21 protein-coding genes are annotated in these 22,604 nt (G+C 59.0%); 11 read left to right on the top strand and 10 right to left on the bottom strand.

Annotated elements, in window-relative coordinates; all coding sequences use genetic code 11:
• The 6 genes from RCI20_RS11785 to RCI20_RS11760 all read right to left on the bottom strand — a co-directional run.
• Positions 1-1,302: SPFH domain-containing protein (locus RCI20_RS11785; protein ID WP_306605726.1), on the bottom strand; the 1,302-nt coding region annotated here is incomplete at its 3' end.
• Positions 1,303-1,378: 76 nt separating this feature from the next.
• Positions 1,379-2,401 carry a hypothetical protein gene (locus tag RCI20_RS11780; RefSeq protein ID WP_306605724.1) on the bottom strand — a complete coding sequence of 341 codons (1,023 nt, stop codon included), beginning with the start codon at positions 2,399-2,401 and terminating at the stop codon, positions 1,379-1,381.
• A gap of 82 nt (positions 2,402-2,483) precedes the next feature.
• A complete protein-coding gene (locus RCI20_RS11775) occupies positions 2,484-3,296 on the bottom strand; it encodes a hypothetical protein (RefSeq protein WP_306605722.1) in 813 nt (270 codons plus the stop codon).
• Between the two features lie 34 nt (positions 3,297-3,330).
• Positions 3,331-3,948, bottom strand: a complete 618-nt coding sequence (gene lpoB / locus RCI20_RS11770; RefSeq protein ID WP_306605720.1) for a penicillin-binding protein activator LpoB — start codon at positions 3,946-3,948, stop codon at positions 3,331-3,333.
• A gap of 40 nt (positions 3,949-3,988) precedes the next feature.
• Positions 3,989-5,398, bottom strand: a complete 1,410-nt coding sequence (locus RCI20_RS11765; RefSeq protein WP_306605728.1) for a DUF1425 domain-containing protein — start codon at positions 5,396-5,398, stop codon at positions 3,989-3,991.
• 29 nt (positions 5,399-5,427) lie between these two features.
• Entirely contained in the window at positions 5,428-6,990 is a 1,563-nt protein-coding gene (locus tag RCI20_RS11760; RefSeq protein WP_306605718.1) for a COG3014 family protein, read from the bottom strand.
• A 120-nt stretch (positions 6,991-7,110) separates the two neighbouring features.
• On the opposite strand from RCI20_RS11760, the gene xth reads away from it, so the two are divergent.
• The 3 genes from xth (at position 7,111) to RCI20_RS11745 (ending at position 8,814) form a co-directional block, all read left to right on the top strand.
• Positions 7,111-7,875 carry an exodeoxyribonuclease III gene (gene xth / locus RCI20_RS11755; protein WP_306605716.1) on the top strand — a complete coding sequence of 255 codons (765 nt, stop codon included), beginning with the start codon at positions 7,111-7,113 and terminating at the stop codon, positions 7,873-7,875.
• 4 nt (positions 7,876-7,879) lie between these two features.
• Entirely contained in the window at positions 7,880-8,551 is a 672-nt protein-coding gene (locus tag RCI20_RS11750; RefSeq protein ID WP_306605714.1) for a Crp/Fnr family transcriptional regulator, read from the top strand.
• A gap of 71 nt (positions 8,552-8,622) precedes the next feature.
• Positions 8,623-8,814 (top strand): DUF2892 domain-containing protein, encoded by a 192-nt coding sequence (locus RCI20_RS11745; RefSeq protein WP_306605712.1) that lies wholly within the window; start codon positions 8,623-8,625, stop codon positions 8,812-8,814.
• Positions 8,815-8,854: 40 nt separating this feature from the next.
• On the opposite strand, the gene rsmA is transcribed toward RCI20_RS11745, so the two are convergent.
• Genes rsmA through RCI20_RS11725 form a run of 4 tightly spaced genes read right to left on the bottom strand, consistent with a single transcriptional unit; the run spans position 8,855 to position 14,562 of the window.
• Positions 8,855-9,625 carry a 16S rRNA (adenine(1518)-N(6)/adenine(1519)-N(6))-dimethyltransferase RsmA gene (rsmA, locus tag RCI20_RS11740; protein WP_306605711.1) on the bottom strand — a complete coding sequence of 257 codons (771 nt, stop codon included), beginning with the start codon at positions 9,623-9,625 and terminating at the stop codon, positions 8,855-8,857.
• Positions 9,626-9,659: 34 nt separating this feature from the next.
• Positions 9,660-10,718, bottom strand: a complete 1,059-nt coding sequence (gene pdxA, locus RCI20_RS11735; RefSeq protein ID WP_306605709.1) for a 4-hydroxythreonine-4-phosphate dehydrogenase PdxA — start codon at positions 10,716-10,718, stop codon at positions 9,660-9,662.
• Positions 10,715-12,013, bottom strand: coding sequence for a peptidylprolyl isomerase (locus tag RCI20_RS11730; protein WP_306605708.1), 1,299 nt, complete (start codon positions 12,011-12,013; stop codon positions 10,715-10,717). Before RCI20_RS11730 ends, pdxA begins: the two co-directional genes overlap by 4 nt.
• A 5-nt stretch (positions 12,014-12,018) precedes the next feature.
• Positions 12,019-14,562, bottom strand: coding sequence for an LPS-assembly protein LptD (locus RCI20_RS11725; protein ID WP_306605706.1), 2,544 nt, complete (start codon positions 14,560-14,562; stop codon positions 12,019-12,021).
• Positions 14,563-14,649: 87 nt separating this feature from the next.
• Between RCI20_RS11725 and RCI20_RS11720 the strand changes: the two genes are divergently transcribed.
• From RCI20_RS11720 to RCI20_RS11685, 8 genes are all read left to right on the top strand, one after another.
• Entirely contained in the window at positions 14,650-15,663 is a 1,014-nt protein-coding gene (locus tag RCI20_RS11720; protein ID WP_306605705.1) for an aminoglycoside phosphotransferase family protein, read from the top strand.
• A gap of 6 nt (positions 15,664-15,669) precedes the next feature.
• The gene (gene murU, locus RCI20_RS11715; protein ID WP_306605704.1) at positions 15,670-16,365 is read left to right on the top strand and encodes an N-acetylmuramate alpha-1-phosphate uridylyltransferase MurU; all 696 of its coding nucleotides are present in this window, start codon (positions 15,670-15,672) and stop codon (positions 16,363-16,365) included.
• Entirely contained in the window at positions 16,362-17,669 is a 1,308-nt protein-coding gene (locus RCI20_RS11710; protein ID WP_306605703.1) for an aminopeptidase P N-terminal domain-containing protein, read from the top strand. Before murU ends, RCI20_RS11710 begins: the two co-directional genes overlap by 4 nt.
• Positions 17,662-18,816, top strand: a complete 1,155-nt coding sequence (locus RCI20_RS11705) for an FAD-dependent monooxygenase (RefSeq protein WP_306605701.1) — start codon at positions 17,662-17,664, stop codon at positions 18,814-18,816. Before RCI20_RS11710 ends, RCI20_RS11705 begins: the two co-directional genes overlap by 8 nt.
• A 66-nt stretch (positions 18,817-18,882) precedes the next feature.
• Entirely contained in the window at positions 18,883-19,764 is an 882-nt protein-coding gene (locus tag RCI20_RS11700) for a 1,4-dihydroxy-2-naphthoate polyprenyltransferase (RefSeq protein WP_306605699.1), read from the top strand.
• A gap of 109 nt (positions 19,765-19,873) precedes the next feature.
• A complete protein-coding gene (gene gdhA, locus RCI20_RS11695) occupies positions 19,874-21,220 on the top strand; it encodes an NADP-specific glutamate dehydrogenase (RefSeq protein WP_306605697.1) in 1,347 nt (448 codons plus the stop codon).
• Positions 21,221-21,354: 134 nt separating this feature from the next.
• Complete coding sequence (gene dusB, locus RCI20_RS11690; protein ID WP_306605695.1) at positions 21,355-22,368, top strand: tRNA dihydrouridine synthase DusB; 1,014 nt, start codon at positions 21,355-21,357, stop codon at positions 22,366-22,368.
• Positions 22,365-22,598 (top strand): Fis family transcriptional regulator, encoded by a 234-nt coding sequence (locus tag RCI20_RS11685; protein WP_306605693.1) that lies wholly within the window; start codon positions 22,365-22,367, stop codon positions 22,596-22,598. The genes dusB and RCI20_RS11685 overlap by 4 nt, the downstream gene beginning before the upstream one ends.
• The last annotated feature ends 6 nt before the right edge of the window (positions 22,599-22,604 follow it).

Raw genomic sequence — 22,604 nt, 5'->3', positions numbered from 1 at the left:
CACGGCCTGCGCAAACAAGGGCGCAAGTTCCGCAACAGTCCCCGCCATTTCCCAATTCGCCATCCCTTGTTTCCAGACATGAACATTTGGCGTCAGTTGCCCCTGGGCACGCAATTGCTGCAACTGCACCATATCAAATGGTCCTGCGTTCTGTCCGTTGATCGCAATATGGTAAAAAGACTGCGGCATCGGCGGGGGTGCCATCATCGGCTGCTGAATATTCTGGCCGACGCTGTTCATCATGTTCGCCATCTGCCCTCCCATCGCACCGCCTACGGCCATGCCGGCCATCAGGCCAACCGGATTGAAGCCGCCGCCTCCGCTGCCGGCGTCGCCCCCCGTCGTGGCATTCATCTGCCCCATGGCGCCCAGATTATTGGCGGCAGCCTTGAGCACATCGGCTTGCTGATTGATCTGGTGCGCCGCCAGGAATTGCTGTTGCGTCTGCAACTGGGCAAAACGTTCCGCCTGTTCGCGCTGGATACGCAGCGTCTCACCCATGTTTTCCGCATTGATTGACTGGGTTGTCTCCAGATTCTTGATATTGATCTCGTTCTGTTTCTGCCGCATCGTCATCTCGAGATCGGCAGTGACACTGCGCAGTTGACGATATTCCTCGGTTTCCTTGTCGATTTCTATGGTCGACAGATCAAAACTCTGCAAATTGACCCCGAACTCATCCTCGAAGGCGCGACGCACACGCGGCGCGATCAGATCGTTGATGTCGAGCATTTTGCGCTCGATCTGCAGCACGGACATGCCATGATCGGCCGGCGCATTGGTCACGATGCCCTTCACCTGTCTGAGCACCGCATCCCGGACCATGTCGGAGAACTGGCCGATTTCAAAATTGATCAGACGATGCAAGCGGATGAATGTCTTGTAATCCGTGATATTGAAACGATACGAGCCTCCTACGACCAGCCGGACGGGAAAGTCGACGAAACGCGGATCAAAGACATCGAAATACGGCGTTCTGAAATTGACCTTGATGTTTCCGGCCAGGTTGATGAAGTACACCTCGGCCTGGAACGGTGACTCTCCGGCATAGGCCATCCCGATGATGCTGGAAATCACCGGGAAGTTCGCTGTCTTGATCGTCTCGTCGAACGGCCCTTCGATGAAATCCAGGCTCGGTCCATTTTCCTGTTGATAAACGAAGACAGCGACCTCGCCGGCCTTTACCCGCAGACGACTTCCCCAGCGGATGGCATTCTCCTTGCGGGTACTGCCCGCATCTCCAGAAGGACGCCATTTCCAGACGAGATATTGCTCCTCGTCGCAGCGAATGACATCAAGCATTCCACCTTCCGTTTTCTTCCCGAAGAATCCCATATCAACCTTTCTGTCGTTGTGCCGTCCGAGTCGGAGCCCAGCCTCAGTCAGCCGCGCTCTTGCGTGCAGCGGCACGCTGTCGAACCTTGTCCGTCAATTCGCGCTCAGCCTCGGCAACGCGCTGCGCATCGGCACGCTCGGCGGCAGCCCGTTTCTGGACTGACTCACGCTCTTCCTCGGCACGCAAATTCTCTGCGACACGCTGCTCCTGCTCCCGCTGTTGCGCACGAACAGCATCTTCTGCCTGACGAACCTGAGCCAGCAAATCCTCCCGCCGGGTTTCCCAGGCAGCCTTCTCCCGCGCAAACTCGTCGCGCTTGCATGCCGACTCCTGATACTCCCACTGCAAGCCGTTCAGGGTGGTCAAGGCAGCCGCATGGGTATTGTCCTGCAACTGCTTTTTGACCGTCGCGACAATCCCTTCAAGACGCGTTTTTTCCAGGACGGCACCCTGCTCGTACTTTTCTTCACATTGCTTGAGCTTCCAGGAATCAAGCTGCGTACTGGCAAGCCCGATCACGCACAAGATTGCAACGCCACCCACAGTAAGAGCCATCAGTGGAGAACGCTTGGCCCTCGTCTGCAGGGTACCGGCAAGGCTGACATTCAGACTGCGCTCGATCTCCTCGAACTCGGCACGCGTTTTTGCATCCCCTTTGTAGGCGTTCTTGGCGAGATTCAAGACTTCCGTAAATTTAACGCGCCAATCTTCTGCATTGGGATCGGGCTTTTTGTTGTCCTGTATTTTCGGGTAGATGTAATAGATCAAGCTCTGCAAGTCTTCTCGCGCATTCGGGATCGGAAAATCGCGAATCACCCGGGACTTCCGGGCCACGACCTCTTTTTCCAGCTTGCTGCCCTGCAAGCCACTTGCCGTCAGCGAGGCCTCAATTTCATCGAATTTACGGGCCAGTTCGGTCACCGTATTGCTGGCACCAATACCGGCAAGCTCATGACCACAAAGCTCGCAGCGCGAAACAAATGCTTTCAACGGGCCACCGCAGCTTGGGCACTTGTTGATGACCCCTTGCTTCTGGTTGACGTTTGGTTGTTCGTTTTCAGTCACGTGAAATCTTTCTTATCAAGGAATTCGGGAGATCGAAGTCTCGATCTCCCGAACATGCAGCAGCGATCAATGCACCAACGCTTCAGCGGAAGATGATGACTTCTTCCTGCTGTCTGGACTGCGGCATGGCCTGATCACGCTGCGGCGCATCCCCACCCAGCCCGGCCAGTTGCTCTTCCAGCTGCTTCAGGACTTCGACACCCAGGCTTTTCGAAACCTCGGTGACCACCTTGCCCCGGTTGAAAACAACGCGAGCCCCGCGCGAAGAGACGAGTTTCACATCCTGCCCATCGCCCATGGCAGAAAACGCTGCCTTGACCTGGTAGTTCCTGGTATTGATCAGACTGAATTCAGCGACCAGTTCCAGAGCCAAGGTATGGGAAACGGTGTCCGTGTTGTCGATCGGATTTGCTTCCTGACGAAACTGGATGCTGTTGATCGAACCGAAGAGCACATAATCAGCACCGGGATACATGCCCTGTTTGATGCGAGCAATCACGTCATAGAGCTTTTCGGAATTCTTCGCAGTAAACGGCTTGGCCTGCGTAATCTGGAAATAGCCTGACTTGAGGATTTCTCCCTTGATATCGGCGGTGAACTTGCGCAGTTCACCGCGCTCAATATAGGAATACGTCCCTTCGGAATAGGAAAACGAAGACTCAGACCGGGCATCCAGAGAGCCGCTGGAGCGGCGCCCATAGCTGAAATCTGTTTCCCGTTCGCTCGAGCGGCCGGAGGCCTTCACAGAAGAACGCTCGGTTGCCGAAATATTGCGGAAATACTCCTGTACGCGTTCCTCGTAAGCCAGGTCCGTCACGGCCACCCTGAGGGGGCCGGCCGCCTGAGCAACGAAAGAGTAGCCCAGCACGGCACAGCCCAAAAGCATTTTCTTCATGAATGGTCTCATGGTGCTTTCCCGGAATAGCGAATCAACGCTTGGTCTGCTTGCGAATATCCTTTTCATCAGACCATTCGACAATCCCGGTCTCGATTTCAATCAAGCGCAGGTTCATCTTGTAATACACGTCCTTGATCGACGATCCCTTCTTGACGATGGAAGAGATGCTGCCATCCAGACGATATTTCGCGCCCTGCATCTTGCCCATCTTCACGGACTTGGACTTGTCGTACAGACCACTCTGATTCTGGCGACGCAGTTCATCGACCTGATTCTGCATGTCTTCGCTCTCGATCGTGTAACGAATACCGTTCTTCTGCAGTTGGGTCAGGACAGTATCGGTGATCAGACGGGTATCGAAGTATTCGCTCGTCTTGTTCTTGACCGGCGAGGCCATCAGCAGTTGACGCTTGCGGATCACTTCCTGAATGACCGGATGCTGAATCAGCGAACCGGTCATTTTCTCGGCAATGACCTGAATATCGGTGGAACCGAGATCGGTCGTCACCGTTTCAACAGCTTTCGGGTCGGCATAGGTGACATCACCACCGGTCGTTGGCGAACCTGTCGTCACGCAACCGGACAACAGCATAGCGACAAGGCTGGCCACCAGAATTTTTGGTGCAGTGGGCTGGACAATCTTATGCATGAAAAACACTCCCTCGGTAAATTGTTCTGAAACTCGACGTTCAACGATATGGGTTGTAGCCGCCATCCGCAGCCGGCGTGCTGGCATCATTCTTCGGGCTTTGCAGAATCAGCCGAAAATCCGTCGCCTTGAACGTCGGTGCGACAACCTGAATCAACTGTTTTTGCTTGCCATAAACAGTCAGCGGCTTCCACGGCTCATCATCCCAAACCGAAAAGCCATCACGATCCAGCCACTTCAAACGATAAAAAAGTTGCTGATTTTCATGACTGCTATTGGTCAACTCAGCTTGCACGCGCAGCAGGTTATCCCGCTTGGTGGCACGCAGATCGGTCACATTCAGGTATTGCATCTTGCCCAATTCTTCAATCCGGCTGGCAATACTCGGACCGGCTGAAGCGGGCGGCGGCGCAGCGGCCATGGCGACTTGCTGTGGCGCGGCCGCATTACCCTCCAAACTGCTGCGCGTGGGCGCCGAAGCCGCTCCGCTTGCGACACGACGCTGAGCGATCGAAGCGAACTGGCCATTGGGATACTTGGCCAGATACTCGCGAAAATCCTCCGGGCTATTGCTGTGCTTGATGCTCGACCAGAACTCCAGCTCGACGGCGGCAGGATCGACCTGCTGGACCACTGTCGTTACAGCACCAGAAGCTGGCGCAGCGGCAACTGTGTTGCCCGGAACAAAATAGAAGTCACCGTCAGTCTGATCGTAGAGAGCCGGATTTTGCTCATGACCAACGCTCCGTGCCTTGGTCGATACACCCGTGCGCAGGCGACGCAGCGACTCTGCTGCACTGACCCCGGGCGCCGAAATCATCGGCACGAACTCACGGGTAAATACACTGTTCGGATGCCGGTCGTTGTCACTCAGCTTGTCCAGCGCCTGCTGATTGGCCCCGGCTGAATACAGGACGATCTGCCCATTCGGCGAAGATGCCTGGGCCAAACCACGCGTCCCGCCAATGCTGCGACCAGCCTTCTTCGGCAAGGGATTATCGCGACATGCATCGATCACCAGCAGAACGAATTTCGCTTTGGCATCCGCCAACTTGTCCTGAATGCGCGACAGGCTCAAAGCCTGGTCTTCGACATCCAGCAAATCCTTCGGCTGGTCCATGTCGACCGGCAACAGGAAGTTCTGGCTATTGATCTGCAGACCATGGCCGGCAAAGAACAACACACCGACCCCACCGCCCGCAACACGCTGGGTGAAGTCGTTAACCGCCTGATTCATCTTTTTCTGACCGCCATCGCTGACCTGAATGACCTCGAACCCGACCTTCTTGAGTTCCTTGCTGACGGCATCCGCATCATTCACTGCTTTTTCCAGCTTGGGAACATGCAGGTAATTGTTATTACCGATAACCAGCGCCACTCGCCGCTCGACCGCGTTGGCGACATTACCGAGTAGCAGAACCCCGACCAGCACAATGCCTATTTTTTTCATCACGCCACCTTGCTCCATGAATACTTCGGCTACTTGACGACGCTAGCTCGCTTGCCAGTGCTACGCGGACGCTTGGGCTTGGCCTTGCTTTCTGCTTCCCCGACATTGCTCGATGGCTGGGCAGCAGGCAAATTATCGTAAAGCGCCACCTCCGGTTGACCGACATATACCGCACCACCGGTCAAACGAATGGGAATGATAGTAAAGCGATTGCCCACTGTCACTTCAGTGCGATGGATGCCAGCCCCGGTCTGAAACTCCAGCGCCACTTTACCGCGTGGCAAAACAGCCCGTGCCACAGCAATGCGCCCCGGCAAGGTGCGCCAGGCTCGTTCGTCAGCCTGCTCGGTCGCCACAGAAATCACCGAAGCGATCACCCCACCGACGACCCCGCCCTTTTTCTGTGCCTGGTCCTGCGCCACACTCTTGGCGACTGCACGAACGGTGGTACGTAGCAAAATACCCGGCAACTGATCCTTCAAAAGACGGCGCGCCATGCTATCCACATTGACCAGGGTTTCAACCGGCAAATCGCGCCCATCCGCACGCAACGACGTCGGTACGACAGCCTTGCCTTCCGACTTGATCACAGGGAAAGACAGCGGCGTAATGACCATGCTCTTGCCGGTCGGAATAGGCAATGGAATCGTGACTGACTTCCAGGCTGGGGCAAAACCGCTTTCAACCACGAACAACACATCGGACTCGTTCGGACCAGCCTTCTTGCGACCGACCTGGGCCAGACGCTGTTTGATATGCTGGCTATGCGGCTGTAGCGCCAGCGCATTGCGATAACCGGGCTCAGCCAGCGAATACTCGCCGGTCACTTCAAAGAAATAGCCCGCCAGATAGTGTGCAAAAGCATTCTGGAAACCGTTTTTCAACTCACTGACATCCGGCGTATCGAGCTCATCCATTGGATACCCCTTCTCCGCCAGACTCTTCGTATTCATGCTGACCTTCTGCTTCTCGCTCTGTTCACGCAGACTGTCATATTCCTTTTCGCGGAAGCTCTCGATCAGCTTTTCCCGCTCGTAGGTCTTTTTCATTTCGATACGGGCGTGATCGAAATTGCCAAGCAATATGTGATTGAGCGTCAGGCGCGTGGACAGGAAAACTTTTTCGTAATCCTGTCCGTCGTAGCGACGCACACGATCACTGACGATGAAACTGCCGATATCGGAAAAAATCTTCCCCGGATTCAGACGAAAATCATCCTCCCAGGTCCGCACCACTTCATCAGCCTGCAACCAGGCATCCCGACCAGGCCCGTAACTGCGCTGGAGATTCAGCAACTCGCCTTTTTCAAAGTAGTACAGGATGTCCTTGCCACTCGCCAAGCTATCCAATACGGTTTTGTCCTTGGGTTTGCCGGAAGCATCAACTCCCTGCGTGCTCTTGTCGGCCGAAGTGAACATTGAAGTATTGTTCTTCTCCAACTGCTCAAGCGCCTTGGCCAGCTCACCAGTCTTGACCAAGGTCACGGTTTGCTTCAACTCGGCATCGTAACTACGTAATGGATTACCGGCACATCCCGAAAGAAGCGTGAGCAAGCTGAACGACAGCAGAACAAATGCACCAGAACGCATCATTTCATCCATTACGTGAGTAGGGGTTAAGATCATCTACGACTGTTAGCAGATTGTCCACTCCCGCCAGAGCAAAGCAGCCTGTGGCAGAATCAGTCCTTCGCCGACCGTTGTATTTATCCCATGAAAATAGCCGCCTGGAATGTCAATTCCCTCAAAGTTCGCCTGCCACATCTGCTTGACTGGCTCAACGAGGCCGCCCCCGATGTCCTTTGCCTGCAGGAACTGAAGCTGGAGGACCACAATTTCCCGCGCGCTGAAATCGAAGCCGCCGGCTATCACGTCGCCTTCTCCGGGCAAAAAACCTATAACGGCGTGGCGTTACTGGCCAAAGCACCGATTGAGGACGTCATTTGCGGCAATCCATTGTTTCCCGACGAACAAAAGCGCCTGATCAGCGGCACAATTGATGGTGTACGGGTCGTCTGCGCCTACATGCCGAACGGCCAGGAAGTCGGCTGCGACAAATACGACTACAAGCTGCGCTGGCTTGATGCGCTGGCCCGCTGGCTGGAAGGCGAACTGGCCGGGCACCCGCAGCTTGCCTTGTGTGGCGACTACAACATCGCCCCGGATGATCGCGACGTGCACGACCCGAAACGCTGGAAAGACTGCATTCTGGTCTCCGAACCGGAACGCGCAGCCTTCCAGCGCCTGCTCAAGCTCGGCCTGACCGACAGCTTCCGGCTGTTCGAACAACCGGAAAAAACCTTCTCGTGGTGGGATTACCGCATGCTCGGCTTTCAGAAAAACCTCGGCTTGCGCATCGACCACATCCTGCTCTCCCAACCCCTGGCTGAAAAATGCAGCGCCGCCGGCGTCGACCGTGCACCACGCAAACGCGAACGGCCATCCGACCACGCCCCGGTGTGGGCAAGCATCGATTGAAAAAATGCAAATTCCTGCGGTTGACCGCGAAAAACTGCTGAAACTCTACCCGGCGCTGGCCACTCTGGCACCGGAACGACTTGACCGGCTACTCCCGGCACAGGCCACCATGCACCTGCCAGCCGGCACACAGGTTTTTGCCGAACACCAGCCCTGCCAGGGATTTCCACTCCTGCTCGACGGCAGCATCAAGGTGGTCAAACAAGCCAGCAGCGGCCGCGAACTGATGCTCTATCGCGTCGCGCCCGGTGGCTCGTGCATCATTTCATCGAGTTGCCTCCTCGGTCGTACCGACTACAACGCCCGAGGCATTGCCGAAACGTCGCTCACCCTGCAGATATTGCCGCTTGGCGAATTTTCCCGACTGCTGGTCGACCACACACCCTTCCGCGATTTCGTCTTCCACTTGTTTGCCGAACGCATCGGCGAACTGATGCAACTGGTCGAAGAAGTCGCCTTTGCCCGACTCGACCAGCGCCTGGCAAAACTGATCCTGGCCCGCAACAGCGACACCTTGAACGTCACGCACCAGCAGTTGGCCGATGAACTGGGCAGCGTGCGTGAAATCGTCAGTCGCCTGCTCAAGGGCTTTGCCGCGCAAAACCTGGTTTTACTGGGCCGCGAGCAGTTGACCGTCACAGACCGCGGCGGCCTGCAGAAACTCGCCTCTGTGTGACTCAAGTTACATACTGACAGGTAAGCCAACGTTAAATTGAGGTCGTCTACAAACCTCTCGGAGAACACATCATGAAAAGCAACGTTGGCGGAATCGACAAAATCCTGCGTATTGTGGCCGGCATCGCACTGATTGCCTGGGCACTGACCGGCGGCCCGGTCTGGGCCTGGATCGGCATCGTGCCGCTGGCAACGGGTCTGATGGGCTGGTGCCCGCTCTACCCGATGCTTGGCCTGAGCACCTGCCCGATCAAGAAGGATTGAGGCCAGCAGCCCCTTCCAGCAAAACCCGCTACGGCGGGTTTTATTTCGTCAGGTAGTTGGCGATACGCACGTAATCATCGACCGCCAGATTTTCCGGTCGGGCGGTCGGGGCGATCTCGAGGGCGGCGAAGCCGGCGTCATCGAGAATGCCCTTGAGATTATTGCGCAACATCTTGCGCCGTTGGGCGAAGGCGGCCTGGACGATGGCCGAGAGTTTGCCCAGGTCTTTTGCGGTCAACAGCGCCGGATCCCTGGGAATCAAGCGAACCACGGCGGAGTCCACCTTGGGTGGCGGGTCGAAGCTTTCCGGCGGCACGTCGATCAGCCATTCCAGCCAGAAACGGTATTGCAGCATCACCGACAGCCGACCGTAGTCGGCGCAACCGGGCTCGGCGACCATGCGCTCGACCACTTCTTTCTGCAGCATGAAATGCATGTCACGCACCAGCGGACCGTAATCGGCCAGATGGAACAGCAGCGGCGTCGAGATGTTGTACGGCAAATTACCGACCAGACGCAGGTCACGGCCGATGCTGGCAAAATCGAAAGCCAGCGCGTCACCTTCGTGAATGCTCAGGCGTTCCGCCGGATGTTGTTTTTTCAACCGGGCGATCAGATCGCGGTCGATTTCCACGACGTGCAGATGATCGACGCGCTCAAGCAACGGCACGGTAATGGCGCCAAGGCCGGGGCCGATTTCGACAACGGTGTCGGTGCGCGCCGGGTTGATCGCCGAAACGATCCCGCCGATGATGCCACTATCGACGAGAAAGTTCTGGCCAAACCGTTTTCGGGCAACGTGTCCCTTCATACTGCGACTCTCATGACGTTTCCCATGTCATTTCTCATGCCATTTTCCTTGCAGCCATGCGGGCCGCTTCTGTGACTGCTTCGAACAGGCTGCCGGCATCGGCTTTACCACTACCGGCCAGCGCCAGCGCCGTGCCGTGGTCGACCGAGGTCCGGATGATGGGCAAGCCCAGCGTGACGTTGATGCCTTTGCCGAACGTGGCGTATTTCAGGGCGGTCAGGCCTTGGTCATGGAACATGGCCAGCACGGCATCGCCACCGGCCAGCACGGGCGGGGTAAACATCGTGTCGGCCGGATGCGGGCCGGAGAGATTCATGCCTTCGGCGCGCAGTCTATCGAGCACCGGGATGATGATGTCGATTTCTTCCCGGCCAAGATAACCGCCTTCGCCAGCGTGCGGATTGAGCCCGGCAACCAGGATGCGCGGCTCGGCAATGCCGTATTTGCCGCGCAGATCGGTGTGCAGGATGCGCAGCGTATGCGCCAGTACGTCCGGCGTGATCGCGGCCGGCACATCTTTCAAAGGCAGGTGGGTGGTGGTCAGCGCAACGCGCAAAGGGCCGTTCGGCGTATCACCGGCAAGCATCATGACGACCAGCGGTGTACCGGTCTTTTCGGCAAGGTATTCGGTGTGCCCGGTAAAGGCGACGCCAGCGTCATTGATCACGCCTTTGTGCACCGGCGCCGTCGCCATCGCGGCAAACTCGCCGTATTGGCAGCCGGCCAGCGCGCGATCAAGCAGCGCCAGCACGTAGTGGCCGTTGGCGGCGTCGAGCACACCGGCTTGTGCAGGAACGGCAAGCGGGATGTGCAAAATATCCAGAATATTGCGGTCGACCGTGCGACCAGCCGTTGTTTTTATGGTCCCAGGGCCAGCCGTTGTATTTATGGTCGCAATATTTTCCGAAAATCCGGGGACAAAATCGCGCAATTCCACATCCAGACCGAGCAGGTCGGCGCGTTGTTGCATCAGTTGGCGGTCGCCGAGCACGACCGGCCGACCTTCACCCGACCAACCAGCCAGACGCAGACAAAGTTCTGGACCGATGCCCGCCGGCTCGCCGCTGGTTACGGCGATCACAGGCTGGCTCATTGTTCTTCCAGGCGATTCTCGACGTAGGTGCGGTCACGCAACTGACGCAACCAGTCCTGATAAGCGTCGTCCAGCTTGCGTTCGCGGATCGCCTGGCGGGCGACTGAACGCTGACGCTCAGCCGACACATCGCGTTCACGACGTTCGATCAACTGGATCAGGTGCATGCCGAAGGGAGACTGGACCACCTGGCTCAATTCGCCCGGTTTCAGCGCGTTCATGGCCCGCTCGAACTCAGGCACGGTATCCCCGGGATTCAGCCAGCCCAGATCGCCCCCCTTGGCAGCAGTGCCATCCTGCGACCAGAGGCGGGCCTGTTCGGCAAAATCCACCCCATTGATGATGCGCTCCCGCACGGCAGCCAGACGGTGTCTTGCTTCAGCCTCGGAAACGACCTCGTTAACCCGGATCAGGATATGCCGTGCATTGGTCTGCATGATCGAAACCGGTGCGTTACCACCCCGCTTGGAGAGCAGTTTGACAATGTGAAAACCGGCCGAAGAACGCAGCAGATCGCTGACTTGACCCGGCTGCAGGCGGGCCGAAACATCCGCATAGAGTGTTGGCAGGCGATCCAGCGGGCGCCAGCCGATCTCGCCGCCCTGCAAGGCATCCGGTGCATCGGAGAAGGTTGCGCTCAGTTCGGCGAAGTTTTCGCCGGCACGTGCCTTGGCCAATGCCAGTTCAGCCCGCTGACGCAGTTTCAGGATCTGCTCCGGCGTGGCAGATTCCGGGGCGCGCAGCAGAATGTGGGCCAACTGGTATTCGTCGCCGCCACCGCTGGCCGTCTGACTGCTCAGGTAATTGTCGATTTCGCTGTCGGAAACCACGAGCCGGCTTTCCACTTCGCGCTCACGCAGGCGCGCCATGATCATTTCGCCGCGAATTTCATCGCGAAATTCCGCGTAGTCGATCCCGTCTTTTTCCAGTGTCTTGCGGAATTGCTGCAGGGACATTTTGTTGTTGGCCGCGATGCGACCAATCGCCTGATCCAGTTGTGCATCGTCAATTTTCAGGCCGCTTTCCTTGGCAAAAGCGAACTGCGAGCGCTCCATGATCAGGCGCTCAAGCATCTGTCGCTCCAGCACATCACGCTGCGGCAAGGGGGTGCCCTGTTTTTCCAGTTGCTTGAGTGCAATGGAAAGTCGCGCACTAAGTTCGTTATGGGTAATCACCCCATCACCGACCACTGCCACGATGTAATCGGCCTCCTGCACCTCGGCAGGTGCCGCATGAATGGCCGGGGCAAGCAGGCAGCCCAAGGAAATGAGCAGGCTTCGAAGAGTTTTTTGCATGGGTATCAGTAATTGGAAATCAAGCTACGATCAGAGGGCAATTCGTTGGTTTTACCATAACCGGGAATGCTGCGCCTGAGCAGCCCGAGCGGATTGGAACCGATGCTGGCAAAATCCTGCAACTCCAACTGCAGGAACAGGCTGGTATTCGGGGTACCTGAAACAGCCGCCAGACGTTGTGCCACAGCACGTACCGACCAACAACCGGCGTTGTACTCGAAACCACCGATGGCCTCCAGCATCTGGTTGTCACGCAAGGAATAGTTATAACGGCCAACCGCATACCACTTGGGTGCCAGCGGCCACTGCCCCGCGAAATCGACCTGATCGACCACCGACTTGTCGGTCAGCGGATCACGCGTATATCGGTAGCTGGCCGACAACACCTTGCCGTAATCGGGCTGGAAACGCACACCAGCCGACAGACGGTCCTTGGTTTTTTCCTTGTAGTTATATTCCCAAGTGGCTTCGGCGTAGGTTTTGGGTGCAATCAAGCCGTTGACCGCAGCAATCAGATTGGAAAACTCGTCGTCGCGCGGCGTTTCACCTGGGATCACGACGCGCCGCTGGGAAAAATAGTAACGCTGGCCGATCATGGCCTTGAAGCGTTCAGCCCCCGTCGTGCCATCAAGAATTCGCGAAGTCACGGCCGCCGTTAACTGGTTGGCGTCGTTAACCCGGTCATAGCCGCTGTAACGGTTCTCGGAAAACACCTGGGCAAAGTTGAAGTCGGCCAAGCCGGTATCGAATACCGGAATCCGGCTTTGATCCTTGTACGGAATATTCACGTAATACAGCCGGGGTTCCAGGGTCTGGATATAGGCGCTCCCCATCAATTCGCCTTCGCGCTCGAACGCCACGGTCGAATCGAGCGTAAAGGTGGGCAAGACGCGGGAAATCCGCTCCGAACCGGCACCGGAGAGCGTGGACCGGTCGATGGCAAAACTGCTCATGTGCAAACCGAGCTTGGGCGTAATCTGGAAAGACGGAGAAATGATCGGCAAACTCAACTGGGGATAAACAACCAGCCGGTCGCCCCGGTCCTTGTTCAGGGTGTCGTTATGGGTAAAGCGCGTGTACTGCCCAACCACGCTGAAATCCATGCCCTGCAAATTAGGCCGGTAGCCCAGAAGATTCAGTTGCGGCTCAATGAAGTAAGGGCGTTGGATCAGGTTGTCCGGATCCGGCTGCAGCGTCTGGTAACGCAGCACCTGCAAAGAAGTATGCAACCACGGGCTGGGCACGAAATCCAATGCGGCACGCCGTTCAAGCTGGACCTGCGAGGTCTGCATCAAACGGGAAGACATGTCTTCCCAGTAGCGATCATCAGACACCCCGTTCCAGTTGACCGAAGCAGCCAGACCCGGCGCCAGACCCTGCCAATGCTTGAACGAGTAGGCATAACGGCTGCGATTCTCGGTCGTATCGTCCGGCATGTACTCGGTACGAATTTCACCGTTGTGCGCCGTCCCCAGATAGCGCCCTTCGACCCCGAGTTGCACCCCGCGCTTGCTCATGAAGCGCGGAAAGAAAGTGGCATCGTAATTCGGTGCAATGTTCCAGTAATACGGTACCGTCACGTCAAAACCGGTTTTCGTCGATTGCTTGAGCGAAGGATTCAGCACACCGGAGCGCCGCTGGTTGCGGAGCGGAAACCAGGCCTTCGGGGTATAAAACAGCGGCACCCCCTGAAACCACAGCGAGGCATCTTCGGCCCGCCCGTAATTTTCGTCGTAATCCAGATTGATCTGCCCGGCTTTCAAATACCAGTCCTGATCGGCCGGCTTGCAGGTCGAAAACGTACTATCCGTCAGGCGCATGTGATTCTCGCCCTCGAAATCAATGCGCTCGGCCTGACCGCTGGCGGTGGACTGGCGCTGCGGCGGCAACTTGGTCGGCAAACCGTAAATATTCGCGACATTGAGCATCATCGGCGCACCACTGTTCGCCCCATTGACGCTGGCTACCGTCACCACGGTCTGCCGTTGCGGATACAGCTTGCTGTCGACTTCCTTAACGATGGAGTATTTTGCATGCTCGGCAAAACCGATCTGCTCGGCCAACTTCATCCGCAGATGCGTTGACAGTATCTCGGCACCTTCCTGGAAAAGCCGGACATCACCGGTTGCATCCAGTTCATCGTCAAGCGGGCGATAAACCAGCCGGTTCGACTGCAGAAGCATCCCGGACTGACGCAACTCCACGCTGCCCTCAGCGACCATCAACTCGTCAGTCTGGCCACCCATCTGATCGGCCACGAGAAACATCGGATAGCGACTATCCGACCGCGGCAAGGGTGCCGCATTGCCGGCTGCCGCCAGTTTGTTCGCTGCTTTGTAGCGCTCGAGCACATTGAAACGTCGCTCAACACGCAACCCCAAAGAACTGTCCGTGACCACCGGCGTATCGGTCAGCACATACTTCACCGGCTCGTCGAACGATGGCGGCAAGTCCATGCGCAAGCCGTCCACTGCCGCATGTGCGGCCGGGGCTCCGGCAAACAGGCAACAGACCAGCACGGCAATCGGACGTCGGGAGAAACCAGTCATCAGAGCATTCGCAGCGGGTCTTGACCGGAATGGTCGATGCCCGAGTGTTAAAATCGGGCAATTCTACAACGAACCTTCCCCTACTCGATGTCGCGCGATCAACTTGTTACCGACTGGGTTGCCAGTCGCTTCCCGAACCAATCCGTCACCCTCGCACCGGCCTCAGCCGATGCCAGCTTTCGCCGTTACTTCCGTCTGACCTGGCCGGACGGCAGCACGCGCATCCTGATGGACGCACCGCCTGAGAAGGAAGATTGCAAGCCCTTCATCAAGGTAGCCGGCCTGCTCGCCAAGGCCGACCTGGCGGCACCGCGCATCCTCGACCAGGACCTGGAAAACGGTTTCCTGGTACTCACCGACCTCGGCCGCATCGGTTACCTCGACGCGCTCAACGCCGACCTGTCGCTGGCCGATACGCTGATCCGCCCGGTGCTCGACGTCCTCGTCAAATGGCAGTTGTCGTCAACGGCGGCCACGTTGCCGCCCTACGATGCACCCCTGCTGCGCCGCGAACTCGACCTCTTCCCGGAATGGTTCGTCGGCCGCCACCTCGGCGTCCAGCTCGACGCCAACGAGTTGCTGATGCTCGACCGGACCTTCAAGTTCCTGATCAACTCGGCGCTCAACCAGCCCAAGGTCTTCGTCCACCGCGACTTCATGCCGCGCAACCTGATGGTCGTCGAAAGCGCCGAAACGCTGACGCCGGGCATCATCGACTTCCAGGACGCGGTCTACGGCCCGATCACCTACGACGTCGTCTCGCTGTTCCGCGACGCCTTCATCTCCTGGGAAGAAGAACAGGAAATCGACTGGGTCGTCCGCTACTGGGAAAAAGCCCGTGCCGCCGGCCTGCCGGTACGCACCGACTTCGGCGACTTCTGGCGCGACTACGAGCTGATGGGCCTGCAACGCCACCTCAAGGTACTCGGCATCTTCTGTCGCCTCAAGTACCGCGACGGCAAGGAAAAATACAGCGAAGACCTGCCGCGCTTCATGAACTACGCGCGCAAGACGGCCAGCCGCTACATCCCGCTCAAACCGCTGCTCAACCTGCTCGACAAGCTCGAGGGCAATACCGAGCAGATCGGCTACCGCCGCTAAACGCCGATGAAAGCGATGATCCTCGCCGCCGGCCGCGGCGAACGCATGCGGCCGCTGACGGACCACACGCCGAAGCCGCTGCTGCAGGTTGGCGGCAAGCCGCTGATCGTCTGGCACCTGGAAAAGCTGGCGGCTGCCGGCTTCCGCGAGGTGGTCATCAACCACGCCCACCTCGGCGCGCAGATCGAAGCTGCGCTAGGCGATGGCACGAAGTGGGGACTCACCATCAATTACTCGCCGGAACCACCGGGTGCGCTGGAAACCGCCGGCGGCATCGCCCGGGCCTTGCCACTGCTCGGCGATGCGCCCTTTCTGGTCGTCAATGGCGATGTCTTCTGCGACGTGGATTTTGGCCAATTCTCACGGTCGACCGCAGCAATCGAACAAAAATGCCCTGACGCTGGCGCCCGCCTGCTGCTGGTCAGCAATCCGGCACACCACACGGCCGGTGACTTCGCGCTGGCCGGCGACCGGGTCATCCCGGCCAGTGGTGGGCAAACATTCACCTATGCCGGCATCGGCGTCTTTTCGCCGGCCATGTTCGCTCATGTTCCGGTCGGCCAGCCGATGAAACTGCGCCCACTGCTCGACGCAGCGATTGCCGCCGGCACACTGGCCGGGGAACATTACACCGGCCGCTGGGTCGACGTGGGAACGCCGGAACGGCTCACCGAACTTGACCAGGAACTGAAAACCGCATGAGCCACGCCCCCTTTCTCGCCCGCCGCAAGCGCCTGCTGCAGACCATCGGCAGTGGCGTCGCCATCATCCCGACAGCGCCGGAAGTCGTGCGCAACCGTGACGCGCACTACCCCTACCGTTTCGACAGCTACTTCTGGTACCTCTCGGGTTTCCCGGAGCCGGAAGCGGTGATCGTGCTGGTCGGCGCCAACGGTCGCACGAAAGCGAAGTCGATCCTGTTCTGCCGCGACAAGCATGAAGAGCGCGAGATCTGGGACGGCTACCGCTACGGCCCGAAAGCAGCGAAAAGTGCCTTTGGCTTCGATGCGGCGTATTCGATCGAGCAGCTCGACAAAAAACTGCCCGAATTGCTGGTCGACCGCGACACGCTGTGGCACGCCATCGGCCACGACGAGGCCTGGGACGCACGGATCGCCAGGGCGCTCAACGAAGTCCGCGCCCAGGCCCGCGCCGGCAAACGGGCGCCACGCGCGGTGCACGACCTGCGCGCCGAGCTCGACGCCATGCGCCTGACCAAGGACGAGGCCGAACTGGCGATCATGCAGCGCGCCGCCGACATCGCCAGCGCCGGCCACGCCCGCGCCATGCACGCCTGCCGCCCGGGCATGGCCGAGTACGAGCTGGAAGCCGAACTGTCCTACGAATTCCGCAAGCGCGGCGCCGACGGCCACGCCTACTCGCCGATCGTCGCCGGTGGCGCCAACGCCTGCGTGCTGCATTACGTCGACAACAACAAGCTCTTGAACGACCACACGCTGGTACTGATCGACGCCGGCTGCGAGGTCGAAGGCTACGCCGCCGACATCACCCGGACCTTCCCGGTCAGCGGCCGCTTCACGCCGGCGCAGAAGGATGTCTACGAAATCGTGCTGGCCGCGCAGGCTGCCGCCATCAATGCCACCGCTCCCGGCCGCCACTTCATGGAAGCGCACGACGCCGCCGTGCGCGTGCTGACACAGGGCCTGGTCGACCTCAAGCTGCTGACCGGCGATATCGACACCCTGATCGAAAAAGGCGATTTCCGCCGTTTCTACATGCACCGCACCGGCCACTGGCTCGGCCTGGACGTGCACGACGCCGGCGAATACAAGATCGGCAACGACTGGACGACGCTGCAGCCGGGTATGACCGTGACCGTCGAACCCGGCCTGTATATCCGCCCGGGCGCCGACATACCCGCCGAACTGGCCGGTATCGGCATCCGCATTGAGGACGACGTGCGCGTCACTGCCGACGGCTGTAATGTCTACACGACGGCGCCGAAGACGGTGGCCGAGATCGAGGAAGTGATGCGCCATGACTGAATGTGCACAAGCGAGCATCGAACAGACCGACATCCTGATCATCGGCGCCGGCCCGGTCGGCATGACGCTGCACTTGGCGCTCGCCGCCGGCGGCCAGAAATCGCTGCTGATCGACCGTCGACCGCAACAGGCGCTGCAGGCCGACCCGCGCGCACTGGCGCTGTCGCACGGCGCCCGTGAACTGCTCGAACAGATTGAAGGCTGGCCGACACGGGCAGCAACGCCGATCGAAACCATCCACGTGTCGCAGAAGGACGGCTTCGGCCGCACGCTGATCGACCGCACCGACTACAAACTGCCGGCGCTCGGCTACGTCGTCCGCTACCGCGATCTCGCAGCTGCGCTGGCTGCCCGACTGACTGACGGTGCACTGCTCGCCGAAACCGAAATCCTCGACACCACGGCGGATGCCAGCGGCGTCACCGTCGCCCTGCGCCATGCCGGCACGCTGCGCCGCATCCGCTGCAAGCTCTTGGTACACGCCGAAGGCACGCCGGCCGACGACCCTGAAGTCAAGGTCAGCGATTACGCCCAGCACGCGGTGATCTGCGAAATCACGCCAACACCGGGACACGGCCGGCGCGCCTGGGAACGGTTCACGCCGGACGGCCCGCTGGCGCTGCTGCCGCTTGGCGATGAGTTCTCCATCGTATTCACGCTGCCACCAGCAAAAGCCGACGCGGTCATGGCACTCGACGACGACGCCTTCATTACCGCGCTGCAAATCCAGTTTGGCAACCGTATGAGCTTCGCCAAACCGGGCCGCCGCAGCCGCTTCCCGCTGGCACTACGCATGCGCGACACGCTGCACAAGGGCAACGAAGTCTGGATCGGCAACACTGCGCAAACACTGCACCCGGTATCCGGCCAGGGTTTCAACCTCGGCCTGCGCGATGCCTGGCAACTGGCGGAAATTTTGCTCAAAAACGGCGTCGACCGCGACAGCCTGGAAAAGTACGTCCGCGCCCGCCAACTCGACCGACGCGCAGGCGCCTTCTTCACCGACAAGATCGTCCGTGCTTTCTCCAACGACTGCGGCCCGCTCAAACTGGCGCGCGGCTTCGGCCTGCTGGCGCTCGACGTTTTTCCGCCAGCCCGCCACTTCGTCGCCAAACGCATGATCTGGGGCGCTCGTGCCTGGCCTTGATCCGACTCACGGATTTAGTCAAACCTTGCTGATAAGCTCGCCTCATTTCCCGCCGAGCGAGGCTGCATGAAGACAAGCACTGCCTGGTTCCTCGCCATCCGGCCAAAAACCCTGCCGGTCTCCTTGTCGCCGGTGCTCGTCGGCACCGCCATCGCCTGGCACGATAGCGGACTGGTGTTGTGGTTGCCGCTGCTCGCTGCCGCATTCGGGGCGATTTTCATCCAGATCGGCACCAATTTGTTCAACGATGTCGGTGACTTCCTGCGTGGTACGGACACCCCGGAACGACTCGGCCCGAAACGCGCTACGGCCGAGGGCTGGCTAACCCCGGTGCGGGTTCAAGCCGGGGCCTGGCTAGCCTTTGCATTAGCATTCATCTGTGGCATCTACCTGGTCTGGCACGGCGGCTGGCCGATTGTCGTCATCGGTCTCGCCTCACTCGGCGCCGGCTGGGCCTACACCGGGGGCAGCCGGCCGATTGCTTACGGTCCACTGGGCGAATGCTTTGTTTTTCTGTTCTTCGGCCTGGTCGCCGTCGGCGGCAGCTATTACCTGCAAACCTTAGCTCTGACACCAACCGCCTTGCTGGCCGGCGCCCTGGTCGGCTTGCACGCTGCCGCTGTGATCAGTGTCAATAACTATCGCGACCTCGACGGCGACGCCAAAAATGGCAAGAACACGCTGGCCGTTCGCCTCGGCCGTCCGGCCATGCAGCGGATATTCCGCAGCGAGATGCTGCTCCCCTACGCCCTGCTACCGCTACTTCACTTGCTAACCCCTCTTGGCGGTTTCATCTTGCTGCCCTTGCTGATCTTGCCACTGGCCTGGCAACTGATAAACAGCTTCCGGAAAACCCTCCCCGGCGTGCTTTTCAACAGCATTCTTGCGCGCACAGCCGGTCATCAATTGCTGTTTGCCGGAGCACTTTCACTGGCTTTCATTTTTTGATGGCCGCTTGATCCAACACCAAAAAACACCACAGACGCACCATTGCGGTGCACGAATTTCATTTTCGCGGCAAAATGCCCACTTTTAGTGCGCACCTTGGAGAAAGTCCGTGAAATACAAAAATCTGGAAGAATTCCTCGCTTACGTCGCCGAACGCAATCCGGGTCAAGCGGAGTTTCTGCAAGCCGTCACCGAGGTCATTGAAAGCCTGTGGCCGTTCATTTCAGCCCACCCAAAATACGCCGAACACGGCCTGCTTGATCGCCTGATCGAACCCGAGCGGGTGATCATGTTCCGTATTGCCTGGGTCGATGACCACGGCGAAGTGAGGGTCAATCGCGGCTACCGTATCCAGCACAGTTCGGCCATCGGTCCGTACAAGGGCGGCATCCGCTTCCACCCGTCGGTCAATCTCTCCATTCTGAAGTTCCTGGCCTTCGAGCAGACGTTCAAAAACGCGCTGACCACACTCCCGATGGGCGGCGGCAAAGGTGGTTCCGATTTCGATCCGAAGGGGCGCAGCCCGGGTGAAGTGATGCGTTTCTGCCAAGCCTTCGTCAGCGAATTGTTCCGCCACATCGGTTCGGATACCGACGTGCCGGCAGGGGATATCGGCGTCGGCGGTCGTGAGGTCGGCTTCATGGCCGGCATGATGAAAAAACTATCCAACCGCGCCGACTGCGTGTTTACCGGCAAGGGCCTGGCGTTCGGCGGCTCGCTGATTCGCCCGGAAGCCACCGGTTACGGCACCGTATATTTTGCTGACGAAATGCTGAAGCGCGCCGGCAAGTCCTTCGATGGCCTGCGGGTTTCCGTCTCCGGCTCGGGCAATGTTGCTCAATACGCGATCGAGAAGGCCATGCAACTTGGCGCCAAAGTGGTTACCGTTTCCGACTCGAGCGGCACGGTGGTCGATGAAGCCGGCTTCTCGCCGGAAAAACTGGCTGAGCTGATGGAAGTCAAAAACCATCTCTACGGCCGCGTCGACGAATACGCCAGACGAGTCGCCGGCACGCAATTCATACCAGGCGTTCGTCCCTGGCACATCCCGGTCGACATCGCTCTGCCCTGCGCCACGCAGAATGAACTGGACGAAAACGACGCCGCCACCCTGGTCAAAAACGGCGTCACCTGCGTCGCCGAAGGCGCCAACATGCCGTCGACCGCCGGTGCTGTCAGCGTCTTTGAAAAGGCCGGCGTGCTCTACGCGCCAGGCAAAGCGAGCAATGCCGGCGGCGTCGCCACTTCCGGGCTGGAAATGAGTCAAAACGCGATGCGCCTTTCCTGGCCTCGCGAAGAGGTCGACGCCCGCCTGTTTGGCATCATGAAGGGTATCCACGATGCCTGCGTGCAGTATGGCCAGCAAGCCGACGGCAAGGTCAGTTACGTCAATGGGGCAAACATCGCCGGCTTCGTCAAGGTCGCGGATGCGATGCTGGCCCAAGGCGTTATTTAACTTATTTCGTATCACGAAGCGCCGGCTTTTGCCGGTGCTTTTTACTTCCAGCGACGAAACATTTGACTATTTTTTAGGCGCCGACTCGGGTAAAATGCGCGGCTTCCCCGCCTTACCAAGCCCCCTTTTTGCCCATGGAATTCGTCGGTTTTCAGCTTCGCAACAATCTGTTCGTCGCGCCCATGGCCGGGGTGACTGATCGCCCATTTCGCCAGTTGTGCAAGAAAATGGGGGCCGGGCTGGCCGTGTCCGAAATGGTCACGTCGAACTCGCTGCTCTATGGCAGCGCCAAGACCATCCGGCGGGCCAATCACGACGGCGAAGTCGAGCCGATCTCGGTGCAGATCGCCGGCTCCGACCCGGCGATGATGGCGCAGGCGGCGCAGCATAATGTCGCCAACGGTGCGCAGATCATCGACATCAACATGGGCTGCCCGGCCAAGAAAATCTGCAACGTGATGGCCGGCTCGGCGCTGATGCAGGACGAAACCCTGGTCGGCCGCATTCTCGACGCGGTGGTTGCCGCCGTGCCGGATACCCCGGTCACGCTAAAATTCCGTACCGGCTGGAACCTGGCCAACAAGAACGCACCGACCATCGCCCGCATTGCCGAATCCGCCGGCGTGCGCGCCGTCGCCATCCACGGCCGGACGCGCTGCCAGCAATACACCGGCGAGGCCGAGTACGACACCATTGCGATGGTGAAAACACTGATCAAAATCCCGGTGATCGCCAACGGCGACATCACGACGCCGGAAAAAGCCAAGCACGTGCTCGACGTCACCGGTGCCGACGGCATCATGATCGGTCGCGCCGCTCAGGGCCGTCCCTGGCTGTTCCGCGAGATCGAATATTTTCTCAAGACCGGCGAGCACCTGCCGCCGGCCGAAGTCAGCGAGATCCACGCGATCCTCAAGGCGCACCTGGCTGACCTCTACGATTTCTACGGCCCGGAAACGGGGTTCAAGGTCGCCCGCAAACACATCTCTTGGTACACCAAGGGATTGGTTGGCTCGGCGGCCTTCCGCAAGGAAATGAACGTCCTGCCCAGCATCGAACAACAGATGCAGGCAGTGAACGATTTCTTCCTCCGACTGGCGGAAGAGCATCGACACTTAAAATACACAGAGGAGGCGTTGGCAGCATGAGCCAACATGATTTGGGGCGGTGCGTGGTCAACGCACTGGAGCAGTATTTCCGGGACCTGGACGGCGAAAAACCAGCCGCCATCTACGATATGGTCCTAAAAAGCGTCGAGAAACCGATGCTTGAAGTGGTCCTGGCCAAGGCCGGCACCAACCAGACGCTGGCCGCGGAGATGCTGGGCATCAACCGCAATACGCTGCGCAAGAAACTCACCGAACATCAACTTCTGTAAATCGCC

It is taken from the genome of Azonexus sp. (assembly GCF_030824335.1).
In the GTDB taxonomy this organism is placed as follows: domain Bacteria; phylum Pseudomonadota; class Gammaproteobacteria; order Burkholderiales; family Rhodocyclaceae; genus Azonexus.
Note: the sequence above shows the minus strand (reverse complement) of the source record. Positions and strands in the feature narration are given on the sequence as shown.